This window comes from Rheinheimera sp. SA_1 (genome assembly GCF_001669775.1).
In the GTDB taxonomy this organism is placed as follows: domain Bacteria; phylum Pseudomonadota; class Gammaproteobacteria; order Enterobacterales; family Alteromonadaceae; genus Pararheinheimera.
This window is the reverse complement of sequence record NZ_LXWK01000011.1, coordinates 1,198,588-1,220,541: the sequence shown is the minus strand read 5'-3', so window position 1 is coordinate 1,220,541 and position 21,954 is coordinate 1,198,588. Positions and strand designations below refer to the sequence as shown.

The following is a 21,954-nucleotide window of genomic DNA, read 5'->3' as shown; positions in this document are numbered from 1 at the left end:
GCTTATTTGCCTTTGCCCAGTGGACCGTTTTGCGGAACCAGTTTACCGCCACGATACGTCGCCACCGTTAATTGCCGCTGAACAGCTTGTTGCGGCGTCAGGCGTAAACTGCCGGTTAAACCGTGATATACCATGGATGGAAACATTTGCTGTTGCTTCAGCCTGGCTACCAAGGTCAGCGCGTCGTGACCCATCGCAAACAGCCGTTGTTGGGTTTCATCCTGTTCGGCAAATAACGCCTCATACTCAGAGCGTAGCGGCGATTTTTGCGCTTGCGGCACCAGCCACGGCATTTCGGTCATGGTTAAGCCGGCTAAATCGCGGATATCAGTGCGATCGATGGCCAGACTGTGGCTGCGTGAACTGGCATACACCGGCAGCGCGGGCGCCGTTGGGCTTACCGTCACGTCAATAAAGGGTTTCACTAAGCGGGTTTGCGCCGGATCGGCCAGCAGATAAATCGCGTCGATATCCAACCGGCTGTGCATTTCAGCTTTCACCGAACGACCCGTGAAACGCTCCAGTTCTTTGATGCGCTCGGTACTGGCCGCAGTTTCCAGGAAGGTATTGATTAAGGTGCGCAACTCTTCCTGATTGTTGTATGTGTATGATTCGACAACCTTGCCGCCATTTTGCTGCCACATTTGCTGAAAATGTTGCGCCATTCGCTGACTGATTGGGTTTTGCGCGCTGATCAGAATGGGGTGCTGATAATGTTGTTGCCGGAACAAATCGACCATCTGCGCCGCTTCGTCTTCGGCGCTGAGTGAAAAGTAAAACTGATCGGCAACCGGCGCGACATCGCTGTTTTGCTTGCTGTTTAAAAACAAGGTCGGCCAGCGCCAGTTCGGTAACGATTGTACTTTGTCGACGTCTTCACGTAGCAAGGGTCCAATCACAAATTCGACCTGGGCTAATTCCAAAGCGGCAGCGATGTCAGCGGCGGGTAAGGCGCTGTCGATAAACACTAAGCTGCGGCCAGTGGTTGCAATTTCGGTATTTGTGCTTGAACTGGCAGCAGTAATGGTACTTGTATTCGCACTGGTATTAGCACTCACCAGGCCCAGCTGCACCGCTTCACCCAGCGCTTTAAACGGGCCGGATAACGGCAATACCACGCCAATCCGCTTTGGCTGAAAAGCCGGGGTGTTAGCTAAAGTATTGATAGAAGAAGGTAAATCTACAAGTGCCGGCATGCCAGGGTGGCGTTGTTGCCAGTCTTGCAGCGCAGCAGTCATTGAGGCAGCGTCACCGGCAAAACTCAGCGTAATTTGCACCAGATTCAACCAGGCCGCCGCGCGCGGCCGGGCATTTTTGGCCAGTTGATTCAGCTCTGCAGGATTCAGCTGTACCAACTGCGACCACAACAAATCCTGCATTTTAGCGTCAGATTTGGCATTACCTGCCAGTTCATCCTGTGCTAGTAGCCAGCGTAGCGCCGGTACGAGTTGTTTTTGTGATTGATAAAAACCGGCGACCAGTTCAGTAAAACGGCTGCGATCGGTGGGAGCTACCGCGGTCAGCTGCTGATCCGCCAACCACAACTCCAGCGCGGCATATTGCTGGCTGGCCAGATAACTTTGTAGCAAAGGCAACATATTTTGCTGCCGGATAAAACCATAATTTGATAACCGCAACGAGTGGGTAATAGCCAAAGCACGTGGCAGATTTTGATTGGATGATAAAAGCTGCGTGGCTTCGCTCAGCAGATCCCGTTGTTGTTGCTCGCTTTCATCCTGAGCGACCGGCACAGCGGCCGCCTGAATAGCGCTAGACTGCGCCATTTCAGTCTTCAGTCGAAAAGCTTCTGCTTCGGCTTCTTCCTGTAATGAGTTGTCGGCAACAGGCGTCACCACTGGCTTCACGACCGGGGTTTTTACCTGAGCAGTCGGCGGCGTCTGACCGCAACTGGCGAGGACAAGAGCACAACTAAGGCTCAGACAAAGCTGGAATTTGCTGGATTTCACAATGCACAGTTACAATAGGCCACGAATGGGTGTCATCTTATACCATTTCTGTCGCCGGATCACGCCAGCTCAGGTCTGTGCTCAAGCGTTTTGGCTGAATTTTCCCCGCAGGTGCAAACCTTGCCAGTTTCTGGATTTTGAATATGACTCAACAGCATAGCGGCGTCGCCGGTTCATTATTTATCGTCGCCACGCCAATCGGCAATCTGGATGATATCAGTCAGCGCGCATTACAGGTGCTGCGCGAAGTGGCTTGGGTGGCGGCAGAAGACACCCGGCATAGCGGTAAATTGCTGAGTCATTTTAATATTTCGGCGCGGTTTTTGTCGTTGCACGACCATAACGAAAAACAACGTGCCGCCAGTTTGCTGCAAAAGCTGCAGGCTGGTGAGAGTGTGGCGCTGGTGTCCGATGCCGGTACGCCGCTGATTTCTGATCCGGGTTATAGCCTGGTGCGCTTGTGCCGCGACGCCGGCGTAAAAATTGTGCCCATCCCTGGCCCTTGCGCGCTGATTGCCGCTTTATGCTGTGCTGGCTTACCGACTGATAAATTTCATTTTATTGGCTTTTTACCGGCGAAAAGTGGCCAGCGCCAACAGGTGCTATCCGACATTCCGGCCAATGTTGGTACCTTGATTACTTACGAAGCCGCGCGGCGGGTTAAAGACACGCTGGCCGATGTGGCGGTAGTATTTGGTGACGAGCGCGAGCTGGTACTGGCGAAAGAAATCAGCAAAACCTTCGAACATTTTTGCCACGGCACCGCGCAAAGCATTACGGCCTGGCTGGAAGAAGACCCCCAACGCTGCCAGGGCGAAATGGTGCTGATGATAGCGCCTCCGGCCGACAAACCGGATGATGATATTCACCCGGCGGCGCAAAAAACCCTGAAGTTACTGATGAGCGAATTACCGCTGAAAAAAGCCGCCGCGCTGACTGCTGAAATTCATGGCGAGAAGAAAAATGCTTTGTATAAGCTGGGGCTGAGCTGGGATTTGGCGCAGTAGTTTTTAGTTAGATCCGAGCTTCGCTTTGATCTTCGCATAATGCGTCCTGCCTAACGGGATCAACACACCGTTGCTGAGTTCCAGTTCATAGCGGCTGCCGGGATATTTATGGAGTGTTTTTACCTGGTCGAGCGTGAGTGCGTAGGATTTATGCACTCGCTCAAACCGGCCAGGCAGCGTCAGCAGTAATTTTTCCAGACTTTTATCGTGTAATTGCGCCGATCCATCTATCAGCACAATTTCGGAGTAATGACCTGTAGCCCGAATATAGCGAATGTCTTCTGTGCAGAATAATTCGATACGCCCATGTTTTTTAATCGTAAAATACTTCGATGCGCCAAAACCCAACTGACGTTTGGCACCCAATCGTTCCAGAGCTTTTGCTAATCGGTCTTGTTTAAAAGGTTTGGCGATAAAATCCAAAACTCCATATTCAAAAGCTTCTAACGCACGTTCGGTATTGGCTGAGATCACAATGGTGTGGTAACTGGCAGCTAGTTTACCTTTTAGTAAATCAAATCCATCTCGGTTATTCAGGTTGAGATCAAGCAGTAGCAAGTCGACTTTGTGCGTGTCCAGGTAATCTTCTGCGTCTTCTAATGTAGAAAAGTGGTGTATAGAATCCAGTTTGTTCTGCAATATATTTTCGCAAAACATTTTTATTCGTCGAGCAATCATCGCCTCATCTTCAACAATGACTATTTTCATTTATTTAATCTCATCCATGTTCTCAGACTTAGGTATTGTTATTTTCGTAACCCAGAAATTACCATCCGCTTGTTCTTCGAACTGCCATCGCTGTTGGAAACTTTCAGTTAGGCGGGCGCGGATATACTTGAGACCAGTACCTGTTCCTTCTGTGGCCTGATGTCCATACTGACTGATCGGTACTGATAATTGCAGTTCAACGCTGTCATCTTGTAAGTTGTGGCACTGCCGTAATGTAAATATAGTGATATCTGCAGTGTATCTGTTATGCGTCAGGCTGTTCTCAATCAAAGTGTGCAAAATGGCCGGAGGTATATGTAGCATCGGATCTATATTCTCTGTTTGAAGAGTATATTGCTGATTTTGTCGATAGCTCATGATTTCCAGATGTGATCTGCAAAGCTCAATCTCTTGATGTAAATAGATAAGTTTCTGATGGGATATATTGCTCAACACGCGAAATTCGTCGGCCAATGCATCAATAAACAGAATAGCGGTCTTTGGTGAATCCTCTATCCATTGTTCTATCGATGTTAAGGTATTTAAAATGAAATGAGGCTGGATGTTTTTTCGAAGTAAACTGATTTCCAGATTGGCTGAATTTAATAACGCGATATTTTTTTCACTATCAATGAGCTTCATTTTTCTGATGAAAAAAGCTAGTTCAGTAAAAATAAAAATAGCGAACATAGGGAAGAAGTACATCTCCATAAAATTGGATGGTAGAAACAACAGTGCGATAATCATGCTGATGATCGCCAGGCAGGAAATTTTTGAACCATCCTTATTCAAGCGCGCAGCTGAAAACACAATCGCTAATGAAAAAATAAATGATGCCAAAAGCATAAATAAGTTTTTTATGTCAAATGTAGGAGCAAGAACAGCAATCGATAGTAGTATTAAAATTAACGGGAACATCCATTTGATTTTATTTTTATTTGAGAGTTGGAATAAAAAATATAAAGGAAGTAATGTTGCAACAACAAAGGTTAGTAATCCAACGCTGATTAATCGAAAATGGTGCCAGTCATAGTCATAGCCCAGTAAATTTCGCCAGGTTTCCGCAACTAACAAGCTAGCCAGGGAAAAGCATAACAAACTAAAAACCAGATAAACCTTTTGCGGAGAAAAGAGCGCATAAAGCTGTAAAAAATAAAGCGCCAAAATGACAAATCCGCCAAACATCGTCAGCGGGAAAAAGCTATTGGAGAGTGGGCCAGAACCTAGCCTTGCAACAAAATAGCGACTTCTCAGTTGATCCGGTGAATGAAAGTTAGAAATTCGGATACTGATAACATGGCTTCCGTCCGTCCATAAGTAACTCGGGATCTGCGTTATTTTGTCTATTTTTCCCGGGACTTCGGTTGATGCGCTATCACCAACGATACCGTTGCTGGACAGCAAATAACCATCCCAGTAAATCTCATAAGCACCCAGAATTGATGTGAACAATGCCTGCGACTCTGTGTCGCCTGACGCAACAACTTCAACATGCAGCCGTGCCCAGTAGGTCCCTGTTTCGTCGGGTAAGCCTTGATGGATATGCCGCCAGTGAGAATCATCATATGACACCGATTTCCACAGGCCATTATCACCCTGATGAAACAGGAATTTATCAATGCTGCTTCTTTGCTGCGCTTCCAGCGTAAAACAAAAATTGCAGCAGAGAATGAGGATAAGGCAGACCAGTCGGAGCAGTTGGGATCGCCGCATTCAGCTCTCTTCAATAAATTAATTTCTTGTTGGCGAGTGTAACAACTTCATCCGGGATCAGACCACTGCTTGCTACGCATAACCGTGTGAGATGTTGCTGAGCAATGATCTAACGATGAATTTTGGTCTTAATTTGCCGCTTGATCCAGGGCGATCCGTCCAGATAAAACGACATAATTAATCTTCCGCAGATCCCTGATATCGAGCCAGGGCTGGCCATCCACGATCAATAAGTCAGCATTTTTACCTGTTTCGATGGTGCCAAGTTCATTTAACTTGCCCAACGCCATCGCACCATGGCGGGTCGCTGCCAACAGTGCGTCAGCATCGGGCAGTCCTGCATCGACCATGCGGGATAGTTCGTCATGATAGCTGTCACCAACAATCATCTCGGCTTGGGTATCTGTCCCAACACCAAATTTAACTCCAGCCTGATGCAATGCCGGAATATTTAAGTGCCCTTCGGGCTCTCTGCCCAAGGTGGGTACATAAATGACATTGTTGGTCAGAATCAGTTCCAGAGTTTCCTGCCCGACCAGGTTGCCGTGTCGTACACCGTGTTCAATCGTGGTAATACCTGCTTCAATTGCTTCAATATGTTCTTCCGGTGAGCCAGTGTGTACGGCAACCCAGAGTCCATGTTTACGTGCTTCAGTGGTGATTGCCAGCAAAGTTTCTTTTGAAATTCGTGGCATGGTGGTCACACCTTGTTTGTTGATCATACCTTGGTAAACCACTTTTATACCGTCGACCCCTTGTTTTGCTAAGGCTGAAATTTGCTGTTTTACGTAGATCGGATCGTCCGATTGCACTGTCATTTGATCAATCATCCAGCCTGGGATTTGCCCTTGTGTCGGATGTCCACCCCGGGCGGTGAATATTGGACCTGCGATAAACATCCGCGGCCCTGCGATTTGCTGGCTATTTAATTGTTCTTTCAATTTAACTATGGCTGAAACCGGGTCGCCCACTGAACGATAACTGGTAATGCCTGCGCCAATCAGTTTACGCCTGACTGCTGGCTTGAACCTGACGGAGTCCCAGATCATGGCAGGAACACTTTGTTTACCTTGCTCCGCCTTACCACCAAAAAAATGCCCGTGTAATTCAATTAATCCAGGAACTATCGTCTTGCCTGCTGCATCAATTCGAATGGCATCCTTAGGTGCTTTGCAAGTGTCTCCCATGCAGGAAATTTTACCGTCTGCAATCAATATTCCCTTATTTTCAGATGATTGAGAGCTGACTGCGTCAAATAAATGACCATTAAAAATCCATATGCTCTGCTTTGGCTGTTGCCAGACATATAGGTTATGGTTGTAGGCGTATATAAATGTGATGCCAGAAATCAGGCCAATGACCGCAATAAAAGTGAACAACTTTTTCAATTGGATGCTCCAGAGATGTTTTAAATTTGTATTCTAAATTTGTATTTTAAATAACTGCCACCAAGATATATTGACAAGCATGTTCATTTTTTAAATGCGTGCCGATTGATATAGTTGAATGTGGTTAATTTCAACTGTATTTATTATTGTTTAATAGTGTGTTGTCTTTGTAACTGGTTTTTTTAAATGAGGTGTTGCCTAATAATTCAGATTCGCATTGTTCAGGGTGCCACGAGAACTATTTGACCTGATATTCTGAGTTTTTGCTTTACCTTGAATGGATAAATCACCAGCGTCGTTCATTAATACATCGAGAGTGAGCACATCAACATTTAAATCGGCATTCCCGGAATCGTTAATTCTGACCGTAAGGTGATCTGCCTTAATTTCAAGGTTTTTAATATCTCCTGAATCACCGGTGGTTAATAACAGGTCGTCCGCAACCAAAGTATTGGTTCCGGTAACCTCAGCAGAACCAGCGATGTGAATACTATTCAGCTGTACATAATTTACATAAACCTTGACCGACTCTCCGCTGTGATACCCATTGGTTGATACGACTAACGTACCTTCATCAACCCGGGTAATCACATCAGAAATTGGCATGCCTGATACTTTAACAACAATCCCCTGGGTCTTGGCGTTGGTAATGAATACTTCGGCAAGTCCCGAGATGTCGATTGACTTAAACTGGGATACTTCACGCTCCTCGGTGTGAAACGCAAAAACCGAGCAAGAAGTTTGTGGCAATGCCAGTACTGCCAGCAGCGCCAGATTGATAATTCTCATGGTGTTTTCCTTTTGCCGAACAATTGGATACGGGGAAGTTCAAGACTACTGGTTGATATCGCGAAGAATTTGAAATATTTCATCAACGGCTCATAGGCCAACTTCAACAGCTCAATGCAAGAGGCAATGAACGGGATGATGAGAAGGGAATGAAGTAGAGGACAGTAAACTCGCAGCGACGCTATGCATCAAAGTCAATCGCCGGTGCGTGCTGCTTTCTAAGCCTTGATCACCACATCAATTGGGCAAACTTTGACACAGGTGGGTTGGGTGTAAAAACCTGCACATTCGCTGCATAAATCCGGATCTATCTGAAAGATTTTTTTGCTGCTGGTACTACCGGGTGCTACAGGCATCGGCTGCAATGAGATGGCGCCGTTTGGACATTCCGGCGCGGGTTCATCGGTCAACATGCTGAATGACACGTAAGTCTTTGGAATTCATAATGTAAGTGCCGTGTTCAGCTTCAAATGCCGGCATCAGTTCACCGGGTTTTTGCGGATCGGCCAGCAGGACAATGTCGTTGATCGGTTGGCTTTGGTGTAATGACGCGCCAGCGATTGCTGCTACATTCGCCGAAGTCGTTTCAACCTTTGGCACAAACTGGCCAGCCGCATTTTCTGTGGCGGCTGTGACCTGATAAACCCAGCGGCAAGCTTTGGTGCAGGTGCCCTGATTTAGGTTGCATGTGTCCATATATCCCGATAATAGACAGCGGCCGGAATACGCCATGCACAAAGCGCCGTGCACAAACACTTCGAGTTCCATTGCCGGTACTTTGGCGCGGATTTGCTCTATTTCTTCCAATGCCAGTTCACACGATAGAATCACCCGGCGGATCCCCTGGCCTTGCCAGAACTGCACCGCCGCCCAGTTCAGGGTATTGGCCTGCACCGATAAATGCAGCTCCGTGTCGAGGAAATGCTGGCGCAGCAGAAAAATCACTCCAGGGTCTGACAAAATTAGCGCATCGGGCGCCAGCGCTTCGGTAATGCCAATCGCCAGATTATTAAAATCAAATTCATTGTTGCACACGCGCAAGCGATACCGCGGCATACGCAAAGGCATATCGCATCTCTTTGAGTGTACCGGCAGGGACAATAATTCGGGTTGACGACAAAGAACAGCTGATGGATTAATGGAAAACATAGGTTCGGCACCGGCGCTAAACATGGTGCCGAGTATGCCGCAGTAGGCCAATTGAAAATTTGATCCGGCGCAAACTCAGCTGATTTGCTTCGCTTTGCTAATAAGCTACCTGGGTAGCAGCCCTATCGACTCTATCCAGTGGCAGATCAGGGCTGCAATGCCTTGGAAAACATTGGATCCAATGCCGCTGTGCCTTTCTCGCTGAGATGGCTGATGTCGGAGAAAAACACCACTTTTTCGTTGCCTAGGTAGCAGTATTCCTGATCACAGAGGGTGTCACTTGGTTTTAATAGCCGCGCACCCAGTGATTGCTCAAGCAGGTTGATGATCACGGCATAATCATGGTCAAAAGTTGCCCTTGGCTTTTTAAGCAGCTGCAAAGCTTCAGCTTCACTGACATGATTAAATTTCAGTTTGCGGCTTAATACCGACGCGATGTCGATTTCCGGCAACTGGATTGGGCCGACTACCAATACTTTTTTTCCTGATTTTTCAAGTTCTTGTACTAAAGAAAGCACCGATGTCGTCAATCGAAGCTTTTTGTCCTCAGCGACATTTGAACCGTCGGCATTGACCAATCGGTCATCATTCCAGGTCATGGCCAGCATCACCATTTTGATGTTCGGATCCGCTTGCACTGCGGCAAAATTGATTTTGGCCATGTTCAGGCATTGGCTGGTGATATTGACATCCAGGGTCGGCAAACATCCATTTAACGGCACCAATACACCGGCCAGTTGTTGCTGCGCGAACACCCGGGTTAACGAGGGCACATACATTTGGGCATGTGAATTACCAAGCACCGCAATGCTGGGCTGAATGTCAGCGGACGCATTGATGCCGCAGGCTCTGGTGCCCTGATAGAAAAAATAATCCGCTAACGCACAATAAAAGTGGGTGCGACGGGCGTCTGAAAGCGCGATAACCAATGGCGAATTCCGAACCATATGCCCTTGATTTGAATACACTAGGCCGCTTAATGCCAGCAGTGCCCCGATGGACATTGCCAAATAGCCGTAGACAATTTTGTGTGAAAAATCCCGGCGAAACGGTTCTTCTACCCAGCGGTAACTGAACAGCGACAACCCAAAAGTGACTACAAGGCCGGCCGTCATGACTAAATAGCTATGTTCTTCAACAACATAGTAGTTAATAAAAGCAACAAGTGGCCAGTGCCATAAGTATAAAGAAAAAGAAATAATGCCGATTTTTCTGACATGGTTGTTCAGGAAAAAAAAGGCTAAAAAACCGGTGGTGTTGAATTTTTTTGCCAGGAATAAAGCGGTCATTACTGAAACGACAGTACCAGCCGGGATCTGGGTGAACTCGATGCAAAAGAACAAAAACAGTGCCGCAATGATGCCGAGTTCGACAAATTTATGATGGGTAGTGTTGTTTTTCATAAAGTACATCGCGGCGAGGATCCCGACCCCAAATTGCCATGCTCGGGCCGGAAGTAAGAAAAATGCCGGGGCGGTGAGGTCCTTAAAAATTAAGTAGATGCAGGCTAAAAAGCTGGTCAGACACAAGGCTGCGACGGTCAAAAACACATAAGTTTTGTTTTTGACTTTGCTTAGCAGTAACACCATAAATATCGGAAAAATCAAATAAAATTGTTCTTCCACCCCAAGTGACCACATATGAAGCAGCGGTTCAATGCTGTTATCCAGACCAAAGTAGCCGCCGTTGCGCCAGAAATATATATTCGCAGTAAATGAAAGCGAGGACAGCAGTGAGAATGAATAGTCGCGTAAATTCGATGGCGTGAAAATAAAGATCGAAAGTACCGAGCACACTGTTAACACCAGCATGACGACCGGCAGTATACGTTTGATCCTGCGATGGTAAAACTCAGCGTAAGAGAATTTACCTTCATCGCATTCTTTGATGATATACGAAGAGATTAAAAATCCGGAGATCACAAAAAATACATCAACACCTAAATAACCCAGCGGAAACATGGCAGGGAAAAAATGAAACAGCAGCACCGCCATCACGGCAATGGCCCGGATCCCATCAATTTCTGCACGATAGCGCATAGCACTAAGCCTCATGATTATTTATTGGTGTTGAATTACAGGCACTTTAGGTGTTGTTCAAAATTAAATAGTGTTTTTAGGTGCGAGACAGTATTCAAAAAAACAGACAGCAACAACCGAAAAATGACTGCTGCTAGGCGTGCCCAAAAGCGGGCTATCTTAAGTGAGAAGCACTCGACGAGCAACTTATACCCGTCATCCTTGTGCATACAAATCCGATCGAAGGCCAGGTTTTCTGCCGTAGCCGCCACTGTGATTTTAAGTCGTTAGGTCAAATCGCGGAGCAAGATGATTATAAATACTTGTCCAACCAGGCTTCAATTTCTGCATCGGCTTGTTTGCGGTTTTTATTTAAACCATGGTCGTCCCCTGGGTAAATCACCAGTTTGTGCGGCTGCTGGCGTTGTTGCAGTAGCTTTGCCAACTGTTCAGAGTTTTTCACATCTACTTGTTTATCAGCACTGCCATGCAATAACAACATCGGCAACGCGGCCGGAATTTGATCGATAAAATGCACCACCGATCGTTCTTTCAGTGCCTCGTCTTTGCGTAATTGGTAATATGGGATCCGCTTTTCATACATCTTTTCCATTTCAGGCCTGAACTGCAATTCCGAAACTAAATCGCTGACGCCTGCTGAGGAAATGACTGTTTTTAACCCAGGCATCGATTTTGCCGCCAAATAGGTCATCATGCCACCGCGACTTTCACCAAACATCGCCACTTTTTTCATGTCAGCGGCCGGGCTTTGTTGCAAAATGGGCCATAGTGCCCTTACATCATTGACCTCAACGCCACCAAATTCGTCGTGACCGACATTTACTGGCTGGTTGCGGGGCCAATTATGCTCCCCGCGATAGTTACTCGCGATCACCATATAACCCCGTTCAGCCCAAGGCATCAGCCGCATATAGGCAAAACCCATCACGATACTGCCATACTCACCATTACCACCCCGGTTGTAAATCAGCACCGGTAACTTGCCCTGATGTTGTTTCGGTTTCATCATCCAGCCCGTCACTGGCACGCCATCAACGGTATAGGTAAATGTCTGACAATCTAATTGTTGTTGATAACGGTCAAAGTCTTCTTTATTAAAAATTTCTGCCAGCTTCTGCTGCGCTGCAGCAGGTCGATTTTTATTTTTTTGCAGCAACATATCGATAAATGTCTGATGGCTTTGAAAAGGGCCCCGAAAACAGGTCACGCTGCTTTGTATACTGTCGTGGCTGGAAAATAATAGAGGTTTAGCGGATGGTTGTTGGTCGGAGGTTGCGGCATGACTGACGGCGCTGAATATCAAACCCGCGCCAATCAGCCATATACTCTTTTTAATCATGTATAACTCCCTGTTAAAGTTCATAATTTCTCACCCAAAGCGAGTTTTTCGATGCTAACAGTTTGCTGATACTTTTACAGCGGATTAAATGTAAATTGAGGGTAAATGGTTGTCATGATGTATGTGTTTGGTTAACGAATGGCGATGGTAGTTAAACCACTAAAACAACGTATAAATCAGTCCGGCCAAAGCCGATTGTTGGCTCGCCACCACCAATGCGCCCAGTAACGCCAGAATGACCACCACCGGCAATAACCACATTTTTTTGCGCACTTTTAAAAATGCCCATAAATCGCTTAGAAATTCCTGCATTTAAAACGGTTCCTCTAAATTACGGGCTTCTGGTGCAACCGAATGCTGCCAGTTGCTGTGCTCGCTGAAACTTTTCCGCTTCTGATACTGCAATTTACCCAAAAGCCGCAGCACCAGCCCCATGGGCGTGATCAACAGCACAAACACCAGGCTTAAAATCAGATAGGTATTGATGATGCCGACCACCCCAAATACCGCCATCCACAGCCGATACGGGTAATACAATAAACCGGGTGTGAGCATCGCCAGCGGCAGCAGCCACAGTGGGATCAGCACCGGCCACAACGGTGTGCTGTAATTCAATAACCAGGGTATTAACGCCATAAAGATCAGCGGCAGCGCCAGGCCCATACTCACGCCAAAGCGGCGCAGACCGGCGTGATCGGTGGGTTTGAGTAGTTTAGCTTTCAGCATGATTTCCCCTTAGCTGCAATTGGCGTTTAATCATCAGCAAACTCACGCTCGCGGGCACGGTCGATGGCCGCTTGCGGCTGGTTTCTTTTAAGTAACAGATAATTACCCAGCACCAGTACATCCATATCGGTCGCCAGAAAACCTTCGATGGCATCTTTTGGGCTACACACCGGCGGCTCACCGCGCACGTTAAAAGAGGTATTGATCAACACCGCCACGCCCGCCTGTTGGTAAAATGCCCGCAACAGAGCATGAAATCTGGGGTTGGTGTTGGCATCCACCGTTTGCACTCTGGCACTTAAATCGACATGGGTAATGGCGGGCAAGGTCGAACGCTGCTCGGCCAGTCTGGCGAAAACATTGCTGGTTTGGCTGGTCGGGGAGGCCGCAGTTTGTTTATTTGCTATGGCTGGTTCAGCACTGAGCTGATACTCGTCGTTGTCTGCCTGTGCGGTTTTTCCTGTCGCTGGCAGCAATAACTCTGGCCGCAACTGACAACACAACAGCATATAAGGGCTGGTGCCAATAAGTTGAAAATAGCGGCTGGCCATTTCCTGCAGTACCGCTGGTGCAAAAGGCCGGAATGACTCGCGGTTTTTGATCTTTAAATTCAGCACACTTTGCATCTGCGGGCTTCTTGGGTCGCCCAGAATAGAGCGATTACCCAGCGCCCGTGGTCCAAATTCCATCCGTCCCTGAAACCAGCCAACCACTTTGCCATTGGCTAGTAAATCAGCCACTTGCGGGTAAAGCTCAGCATCTGCCACGTGCTGATAGGACAGGTGCGTAGCCTGCAATTGCTGCTCAATCGCAGCGTCGCTATATTCGGGGCCGAGGTAACTACCTTGCATTTGATCGGGCGCGCCAGCGGCCAGCTGGCGCGGTTGCCCGGCGTACTGATGCCAGGCCAAATAAGCAGCCCCAACCGCGCCGCCGGCATCACCAGCAGCGGGCTGGATCCAAACATGTTTAAATGGGCCTTCGCGCATTAACCGGCCATTGGCGACACAATTAAGCGCCACGCCTCCGGCCAGACAGACTGCCTGACAACCGGTCAGCTGCTTGGCATGGTGCGCCATTCTCAGCACGATATCTTCAATCACTTGCTGAATAGAACGGGCCAAATCCATCTGCTTTTGGCTGATCGGCTCATCGGCACGCCGTGGTGGCCCGCCAAATAAGCGGTGGAATTTGCTGCTGGTCATCCGCTTACCGACGGCAAAATCAAAATAATCCGGGTTCAGCACAAAGCTGCCATCTTCATGTAAAGTCAGCAGATGTTGGTGAATTAAATCGACATAAACTGGTTCGCCATAAGGCGCCAGGCCCATTAACTTGTATTCGCCGGAATTCACTTTGAAACCACAATAGCTGGTAAAGGCTGAATACAATAAACCCGGTGAATGCGGGAAATGTTGTTCGGTCAACGGCGTCAGTTGTTCGTTTTCACCGAGCCAAATCGATGCGCTGACCCATTCGCCAACCCCGTCCAAACAGAGCACTGCCGCCCGTGCAAAGGGGCTTGGGTAAAAAGCCGACGCCGCATGCGCCTGATGATGCTGACTGAATAACAATTTTGGCAAGGCAGTTTTAGCCAGACCCGACAGCGCCATCAATTCTTGGCGCAGCACCGTTTTCAGCAGCAATTTTTCTTTCAGCCACACCGGCATCGCCCGGCAAAAAGCTGGCAAACCAAAAGGGGCGTGTGCCAGAAAAGTTTCCAGCAAACGTTCAAATTTTAATAACGGCTTGTCGTAAAACACCACGGCGTCGATGTCGGCGAGCACCAACCCGGCTTGATCTAAACAGCTTTGAATGGCCTGCGCCGGAAATGCCGGATCGTGCTTTAACCGGCTGAATCTTTCTTCCTGCGCTGCCGCCACAAGCTTACCGTCAACTAATAAGGCGGCAGCACTATCGTGGTAAAAGCATGAAATACCTAATATTTTCTGCATAACTCTCAATTGCAGCGCTGGCTGGGCTCCGGTGAGGGATCTGTTGCATGGCACAGGGCTTGGCAAAGCTGAATGGGTTCGATACTGTTGTTATATTACGAAAATCTACAGGCGTCGAGTCCCGGATGTTGCCAAGACTTCGTACCCAACTGACCAGCTCAGCAGCAAATAAGGACCGGCATGCGCCAAATGACAATTAAAGTTGCAGCAACCAAACCAACGCCGCGAAGGTTTTATCTGGTGCTGTGGTCATTGCCATTGATCCTGTTATTGCTGTTGGAAGGGCTATTGCGACTGGCAGGATTTGGCGCCAGTTACCCGTTGTTTGTACCAGCGCCAGAGCCAGGTTATCTGCAGCCAAACCCGCTGTTGGTGCGCCGATATGTTGACGACCCGCGTCAGGCTCCGCCGGTGGCGCCGGACAGTCAGTATTTTCTGGCAGAAAAGCCCGAAGCCGGTCTGCGATTGGTGGTGGCCGGGGAGTCAACGGCCGCCGGTTTTCCTTATGGCCGCTTTGGCTCGCCCGCAGCTTTGTTGCAACAGCGGCTTAAACAGCAAGCAGGCGACAAGCAAATCGAAGTGATTTCAACCGCGATGGCAGCGATCAACAGCTACACTGTGCTCGATATCATGCCGGAACTGTTGGCGGTGCAGCCTGACGCCATTGTGCTGTACCTGGGGCACAATGAATATGTCGGTTTGCTCGGCGTGGGCTCACAGTTTCAGGCCAGTCCAAACCGGCAGTTAACGCTGTGGTGGCTGCAGTTAAAACAGTGGCGGTTATATCAGTTGGTGCAGCAGCTGTTGCAAGCGGTATTGCCGGCGCCGGATCGGCAAAGTGGTCAAACGACGATGGCGCAAATGGCCAGCCAGTCTGGTATTGCTTTGAGCAGCGAGGCTTACCAGGCGGGTGTGCAGCAATTCCGGGATAATTTATCTGAAATCAGTGAATTAGCGCGCGAAGCCGGGGTGCCGCTGCTGTTGACGACACTGGTCAGTAATGAGCTGGTGCATGCGCCTTTTCTGGCGGATCAAAGCCAGTCGCTGCCGGCACTTGATCCGGAATTATCCGCGGCAGCAGCGTTACAACAGTTACCGGCATTATTAAAAACCGCGCCGGAAGATGCATTGTTGCATTACCGTTATGGCCAGGCGCTGCTGGCGAATCGTCAGCCTGAAGCGGCACAGCAAGCGTTACAGCAGGCCAAAGATCTGGATTTATTAAGGTTTCGCGCGCCAACCGAGTTTAATCAGCTGCTACGCGAACAAAGTAACACACCCGGCATTTGGCTGGCCGATGCTGAAACTTTGTTTCGTCAGCACAGCCAGGACGGCATTTTGGGCGCTGAATTATTGCTGGAACATGTGCATCCGAATCAGCGCGGCTATCAGCTATTGGCCGACAGCTGGTGGCGCAGTTTGAGCCAAGCCGGATTACTGAGGGCAACACCTGGTAGCAACACCGCAACTGCGCCAACAAATTTGTTATCGGTGTTGGACGTGGTGAATGCCAACTACAAAATTGCCATGCTGCTGGCAGATTATCCTTTTGATCAACACCAGCAACAGCCTCCACCGTCGCAGGCTGAGTTTACCAGTCAGTTGCCACAACCGGCGCTGCAACAGCTGGCTGCGCAGCTGGTCCAAGGCGGCGACTGGCTCAGTTTACATCAGCAATTATTAAATTTTTATCAGCAACAACGCGACGCACCCAATGCGGCGAAAGTGGCGGCGTTATTGTCCGATGCCTTGCCGTTTAAAGCAGATATCGCCTTTGCTGCCGGTCAGTTTTATTTTATGGCTGGTGATGTGCTGATGGCGCGTTTTTATCATTGGCGGGCGTTGCAATTACAGCCGACAGATGTGCAATACCGGCTGATGTTGGCCCGCACGTTGGCGAGTGCCGGTGACGTACCGGCGGCTTTGGCGCAGCTGGCGCTAATCCTGCAACAACAGCCGGATCACCAGGTGGCATTGCAGCAGCAGGCGCGGTTAAAAGCAGCGTTCACACCTGGCGAAGGCGACACAACACCATGAAAGCAACACCATGAAAAAAATGCGTTCACAGTCGCAGGTTCAACCAACAAAGCCGGTTCCAGCAGAAAAAACGCTTCAACCAAAAAAGCCGGTACCGGCACTGTTCTGGCTGGTGTTGGCGGTCATCCCGTTTTTGTTATTGTTATTGGCAGAAGGGGCGCTGCGACTGGTTGGTTTTGGCATGGATTTACCGTTATTTGTGCCGCACCCGGCGCATCCGGCGTATCTCACCGCAAGGCCCGATGCAGTGCGCCGTTTTGTACCAACCGGTGTCACGCCACCCAATGTCACCATAGAGCCGCAGTATTTTCTGGCGGAAAAACCGGCCACTGGGGTGCGGATATTTGTGCAGGGCGAGTCGTCGGCGGCGGGATATCCTTATGGCTTGGGCGCGTCGCTGGCGGGTTTGCTGGAAGGCAGGCTCAGGCGCAGTTGGCCGGAACATCATGTCGAAGTCATTAACACTGCGATGTCGGCGGTTAATAGTTACAGCATGTTAAGTTATGCCGATGACATTATTGCCCAGCAACCGGATGCGGTGCTGATTTACGCCGGACACAATGAGTATGTGGGTATCCTTGGCGTTGGCGCGGCAGAGTCCGGGTTGGGTTCGTCGACACTGACGCGGCTAAGTTTAGCGCTGCGGCCGTACCGGCTGTATCAGGCGGTGGAACTTCTGGCCACCACATTCACACCAGAAGCTTCTGTTCACAACTCTGATCACAACTCGGCCCCCCAGCAAAAACGTACCCTGATGGCACGTTTGGCACAAAGTCAGTTTATTCCATTAAATTCTGCGCTTTATCAAGCAGGCTTGGCGCAGTATCAGCGCAATCTGGCCGCGTTACTTGGCAAATATCAACAAGCGGGTGTGCCGGTGTTTCTGGCAACAGTCGCCAGCAATATCGCCGACCAACAGCCGTTTCAAAGCCCGCCGTTGACTGCTTCGCAGCGCCAATTACTGGCTGAACTTGCTAGCTCCGATCCCGGCAATAATCCCAGCAACAACGCCGTCAAACTGGCAGCGCTTCGCGACATTATTGATCAGCAACAGCATGGGTTATTGGCGTTTGAACTAGGGCAATGGTTACGCGCGCAGCAGCGGTTTGCTGAAGCAAAAGTTTATCTGGAACTAGCGCGGGATTTGGACCAACTGCGATTTCGGGCGCCAGGCGACATCAATAACATTCACCGGCAGCTGGCGGCGGAGTACGCTGCAACATTGGTTGAAACCGAACAAGCGCTGGCGCAGCATTCGACTGGCGGCTTGATCGGCCGCGAGCTGATGCTGGAACATCTGCATCCGAATTTGCCCGGTTATTTTGTGATTGCCGACCAGTTTTATCAGGCGCTCGCCAACAGCAAGCCACAATCTGTAAGACAACAACAGCTGCCGGCGATGACTTTACAGGAAAGTACCGCTCAGGCCTGGACCTTGCGACCGGTATTGCCGGCTGAGGAATATGCCGCTTTTGCCCGGATCGCGACTTTAACTTCTGATTACCCCTTTGTGCCGAGCGCGCAGCCGGTGCAATTACCCAAAGCCAGCGACTGGCAGCAGCAACTGGGGCTGGATTATTTTGCCAATACCATCAGTTGGCTGACGCTGATGCAACAGTCGCTGGCGCAGTATCAGGCCAGTGCTGATTTGCCAATGCAACTTAAAACCAGTCTGATTCTGGCCGATGCCATGCCGGAGCAAGCCGGACTTCAGGCCACTGCCGCCCGCTTGTTGCAGCAGCAAGGGCGTCACGGCGAAAGCCAGTACTATCAGCAACGGTGCCAACGGGCATTGCCGGTTGCAGGGCGCCCGGTCAGCTGTCGCTAAGCCTGGCAAATGTAGCATGTCAGGTGCACGTGCAATCCCCTTCAGCACCTGATAGGTGCAAAATCACCACCACCATTTCCCCAAAATCTGGCTGTTGCACTATCCTCTAGCAGTGAACATGTCGTTCGCACTGTCATTGTGCGAAAGTTCCGGGCTGAATACGTATTCATGTTGTACTTCGCTCAGCCACTGTTTATTTATTAGACACAGAATTCTGAATTTCTCTCAGTGACTTAGGATAACTGCCGTCTGAATTTTCAACAGGGAGCCATTGCGGTCACTTGTTGAACCAAGCAGTAGCAACGGTACCGTCCAGGGTCATAACAATAAAAACCATCCCGGGGACAAAGGCATGTCAAAGTTCAAATTAAGTGTGTTAACGCTGGCGATTGCAGCGGCGGGGTTTGCGCCCGGCTTGTCTGCGGCACAAGCCAGTGCCGAAATGCAAGAGACTGCACCAGCTGCTGAGCAAAATCAGGCGAAGAAAAAGCAACCCACCAAAGAAGAAATTGAGGTGATTGAAGTTCGCAGTTATGCGGGTAGTCTGATTAAATCGCTGAATATGAAACGGTTTAACGACACAGTTTCTGAAACTATTTCTGCCGATGACTTAGGTGCTTTGCCAGATGTGTCGATGGCCGATGCATTAACCCGGTTACCGGGTATTTCTGCGGTGCGCACCGGCGGTCAGGCGGCGGAAATTAACATTCGCGGGATGTCGGGCGGTTTTGTGTTTTCCACTTTAAACGGCCGGGAGCAGGTATCGACCAGCGGCAGCCGTAGTATTGAATTTGACCAATATCCTTCTGAGCTGATTTCTTCGGCTGCAGTATACAAGTCGCCCAAAGCCTCATTAATTGAAGGTGGCGTTGCCGGTACTGTCGAGCTGGAAACCGCCAGTCCCCTGCGTAACGCCGAGCAACACACTTTTATGGTCAATGCCCGTGGCATGTACAACGATCGGGCTGATGAAGTGCCGGATGGCAAAGAAATGGGCGATCGTTTCAGTGTTTCTTATCAGGGCAAGTTTGCTAACGACACTTTGGGTTTGGCGCTGGGGTACGCCCGATTGTTCCAGCCTAGTGTTGCGACGCAGTTTATCGGTTTAGCCTACAACGCTTCTAAAGACGTTGATGGTATTAAAGAAACCGATCCTAATGAGTTTATCAGCGAAGGTTTTGAAATCCAGCATAAAGGCGGTGAAGAAGTCCGTAACGGCTATATGGCCTCAATGGAATGGGTACCGCACGATGCGTTTAAGTTAAAAGGTGATGCCTTTATTTCTAAATTTGATTCCAAAGCCTTTGCCCGTGGTTATCGGGTGAAATTTGGTGGCGCTTCGGCGGCTGTTGCGAACCCGGTGCTGAATGGTAATTCAGTGATCGGCGGTACTTTTAATCGCACTTCGAACAGCTTTACCCGCGTAGAACTAGTCAACGATGACAACCAGGACTTTGATGAAGTACAAAGTTACGGAATTAATGCCGACTGGGATGTCAGTGAGAATTTCAATCTGAATTTTGACGTGTCACATTCCAGTGCCGAAAGCGATTTCCGCAACGGCTTGTTGTGGTCGCTGGTGGCGCAAGACGCGACTGTTGCGAATCCGGTATTTGATACCAACGTGTCAATTTCGTATTTGCTTAACGGGTTGAATTTACCGGATGTAGGCTTTAATCAGGCTGCGGCCTTTTCAGATATCAACCGGGTGATGGTCAGTAAGTACGGTATTTATCCGTTTGAAAATAAAGATGAATTGAATGCAGTGCGCTTAGACGGTAGCTACAAACTGGATATGCCGGTGTTGGCCTCGTTTGAAGTGGGCGTGCGTTATTCCGAGCGTGAATATGCCAATGATCGTTCAGTCTATGAGTTTGGTAACGACGGTGCTTTTTCCAACCTGCAAAAACCACTTCGTTTGACCCAGGATATGGTGAAGGTGGTTGATTTCAAAGGTGACTTTAGTTATTTCCCAAGCTACCTGGCGATTGATTTAAACAAAGCTCTGACCGCCTGGTTCCCAAATGGCATTCCACAACCGGTAAAAACCTGGGGGACTGGTACTCCGGGTGTTCTGCCCGATCAGTTTGTTGCAGGTGGACCGCAAACCAGCTGGTCTATGCTGCAAAGCGGCAAAGTATTTGAAGATGTCCTTTCTGCTTATCTGATGGCCAATATAGACACGGATGTGTTTAACATCCCGCTGACCGGTAACTTCGGGGTGCGGATGATCGAGACCAAGCAATCAGCGACGTCTTTGCAGGATGTCAAAGGCGATCCAAAACTTGGTGCGCAGAATATTACCGATGATGCCGGTTTAATAAATGGTCAATATGCCCCTTCAATTTTGGGTGAAACCTACCGTGATTATTTGCCACAGCTGAACTTAAATTTCCGGTTGACAGATGATGACCAATTACGTTTTGCCGCCGCGAAGGTTATGTCACGTCCACCAATCAACCGTCTAGCTTCAGATACCAGCACGTCGATCAGTGATGACGGAATTATCAGCGGTTCCAGTTCGAATAATCCATATTTACGGCCATTTTATGCCGATCAATATGATATTTCGTATGAGCACTATTTCACTGAAACTGAAGGCGCTTTTGTGGCAGCTTTGTTCTACAAAGACATTAAGTCTTTTATAAGTACTTACACTACGCCTGAATTTGATTTTGCCGCAGCAGGTTTTTTTGTACCTGAATATAGAGAGGATCCTGTCACTGGCGTCCGCACTGAGTTGAAAAACGGTGATTACACCACTGCCGTAAATAATGCCAAAGGCGGGTATATCCGTGGTGCAGAAGTTGCCTATACCCAAATCTTTAAATTCCTGCCCGGCATTTGGCAAGGTTTGGGCGTTAGCGGTAGTTATTCTTATACCGAAAGTGAAATCCAACAACCGACGAATCTTGGCGGCGATAGTATTGAAATCAGCCTGCCAGGTTTATCAGAAAACGTCTTTACCGGCACCTTGTTCTGGGAATACGACAAGTTTGAAACCCGACTCAGTGCGCGTTTTCGTGACCCCTTTGTCTCTGAGCAAGTGGCTGTGAACGAGCAGATTGTCAATTATGACGGTGAAACCGTGCTCGATTTCCAAACCTCGTATCAGGTTACAGATAATTTTGGGGTGTTGTTCCAGGTGAATAACCTCACCGATGAACCGACCAAGAGCTATTTCGGTGATGAATTACAAACCGGCACTATTCAGTTTTTCGGCCGGCAGTATTTCTTTGGCGTGACCTACTCAATGTAAGCAGGCGGATTTCACCAGCGGTGGGCTTTGCAAACGCACCCGCCTGAACG

15 protein-coding genes are annotated in these 21,954 nt (G+C 48.9%); 4 read left to right on the top strand and 11 right to left on the bottom strand.

The window, feature by feature from the left end:
• Positions 1 to 2: 2 nt before the first annotated feature.
• Entirely contained in the window at positions 3 to 1,865 is a 1,863-nt protein-coding gene (locus tag A5320_RS06060; protein ID WP_082971561.1) for a penicillin-binding protein activator, read from the bottom strand.
• 245 nt (positions 1,866 to 2,110) lie between these two features.
• Between A5320_RS06060 and rsmI the strand changes: the two genes are divergently transcribed.
• Positions 2,111 to 2,974, top strand: coding sequence for a 16S rRNA (cytidine(1402)-2'-O)-methyltransferase (gene rsmI, locus A5320_RS06055; protein ID WP_068062233.1), 864 nt, complete (start codon positions 2,111 to 2,113; stop codon positions 2,972 to 2,974).
• Positions 2,975 to 2,977: 3 nt separating this feature from the next.
• Here the strand turns inward: rsmI and A5320_RS06050 are convergent, their stop codons facing one another.
• From A5320_RS06050 to A5320_RS06005, 10 genes are all read right to left on the bottom strand, one after another.
• Entirely contained in the window at positions 2,978 to 3,682 is a 705-nt protein-coding gene (locus A5320_RS06050) for a LytR/AlgR family response regulator transcription factor (RefSeq protein WP_068062232.1), read from the bottom strand.
• Entirely contained in the window at positions 3,683 to 5,395 is a 1,713-nt protein-coding gene (locus A5320_RS06045) for a histidine kinase (RefSeq protein ID WP_068062231.1), read from the bottom strand.
• Between the two features lie 128 nt (positions 5,396 to 5,523).
• The gene (locus tag A5320_RS06040) at positions 5,524 to 6,783 is read right to left on the bottom strand and encodes an amidohydrolase family protein (protein ID WP_068062230.1); all 1,260 of its coding nucleotides are present in this window, start codon (positions 6,781 to 6,783) and stop codon (positions 5,524 to 5,526) included.
• Between the two features lie 198 nt (positions 6,784 to 6,981).
• Positions 6,982 to 7,572: a GIN domain-containing protein gene (locus tag A5320_RS06035; protein ID WP_068062229.1), complete on the bottom strand. Its 591-nt coding sequence runs from the start codon at positions 7,570 to 7,572 to the stop codon at positions 6,982 to 6,984.
• Positions 7,573 to 7,971: 399 nt separating this feature from the next.
• The gene (locus A5320_RS06025; RefSeq protein WP_068062227.1) at positions 7,972 to 8,640 is read right to left on the bottom strand and encodes a U32 family peptidase; all 669 of its coding nucleotides are present in this window, start codon (positions 8,638 to 8,640) and stop codon (positions 7,972 to 7,974) included.
• A 227-nt stretch (positions 8,641 to 8,867) separates the two neighbouring features.
• Positions 8,868 to 10,760, bottom strand: coding sequence for an acyltransferase family protein (locus tag A5320_RS06020; RefSeq protein ID WP_068062226.1), 1,893 nt, complete (start codon positions 10,758 to 10,760; stop codon positions 8,868 to 8,870).
• A gap of 292 nt (positions 10,761 to 11,052) precedes the next feature.
• Entirely contained in the window at positions 11,053 to 12,099 is a 1,047-nt protein-coding gene (locus A5320_RS06015; protein WP_068062225.1) for an alpha/beta hydrolase family protein, read from the bottom strand.
• A gap of 159 nt (positions 12,100 to 12,258) precedes the next feature.
• On the bottom strand, positions 12,259 to 12,411 hold the full coding sequence (locus A5320_RS22115) for a DUF5989 family protein (RefSeq protein WP_197489995.1): 153 nt from the start codon (positions 12,409 to 12,411) through the stop codon (positions 12,259 to 12,261).
• Complete coding sequence (locus A5320_RS06010) at positions 12,412 to 12,825, bottom strand: SxtJ family membrane protein (protein WP_157605659.1); 414 nt, start codon at positions 12,823 to 12,825, stop codon at positions 12,412 to 12,414.
• A gap of 26 nt (positions 12,826 to 12,851) precedes the next feature.
• Positions 12,852 to 14,780, bottom strand: coding sequence for a carbamoyltransferase family protein (locus A5320_RS06005; RefSeq protein WP_068062224.1), 1,929 nt, complete (start codon positions 14,778 to 14,780; stop codon positions 12,852 to 12,854).
• A gap of 180 nt (positions 14,781 to 14,960) precedes the next feature.
• Between A5320_RS06005 and A5320_RS06000 the strand changes: the two genes are divergently transcribed.
• From A5320_RS06000 to A5320_RS05990, 3 genes are all read left to right on the top strand, one after another.
• Positions 14,961 to 16,817 (top strand): SGNH/GDSL hydrolase family protein, encoded by a 1,857-nt coding sequence (locus tag A5320_RS06000; protein WP_068062223.1) that lies wholly within the window; start codon positions 14,961 to 14,963, stop codon positions 16,815 to 16,817.
• Positions 16,818 to 16,827: 10 nt separating this feature from the next.
• Positions 16,828 to 18,645 (top strand): SGNH/GDSL hydrolase family protein, encoded by a 1,818-nt coding sequence (locus tag A5320_RS05995; protein ID WP_197489994.1) that lies wholly within the window; start codon positions 16,828 to 16,830, stop codon positions 18,643 to 18,645.
• Between the two features lie 352 nt (positions 18,646 to 18,997).
• Positions 18,998 to 21,904 (top strand): TonB-dependent receptor, encoded by a 2,907-nt coding sequence (locus tag A5320_RS05990; RefSeq protein WP_068062222.1) that lies wholly within the window; start codon positions 18,998 to 19,000, stop codon positions 21,902 to 21,904.
• The last annotated feature ends 50 nt before the right edge of the window (positions 21,905 to 21,954 follow it).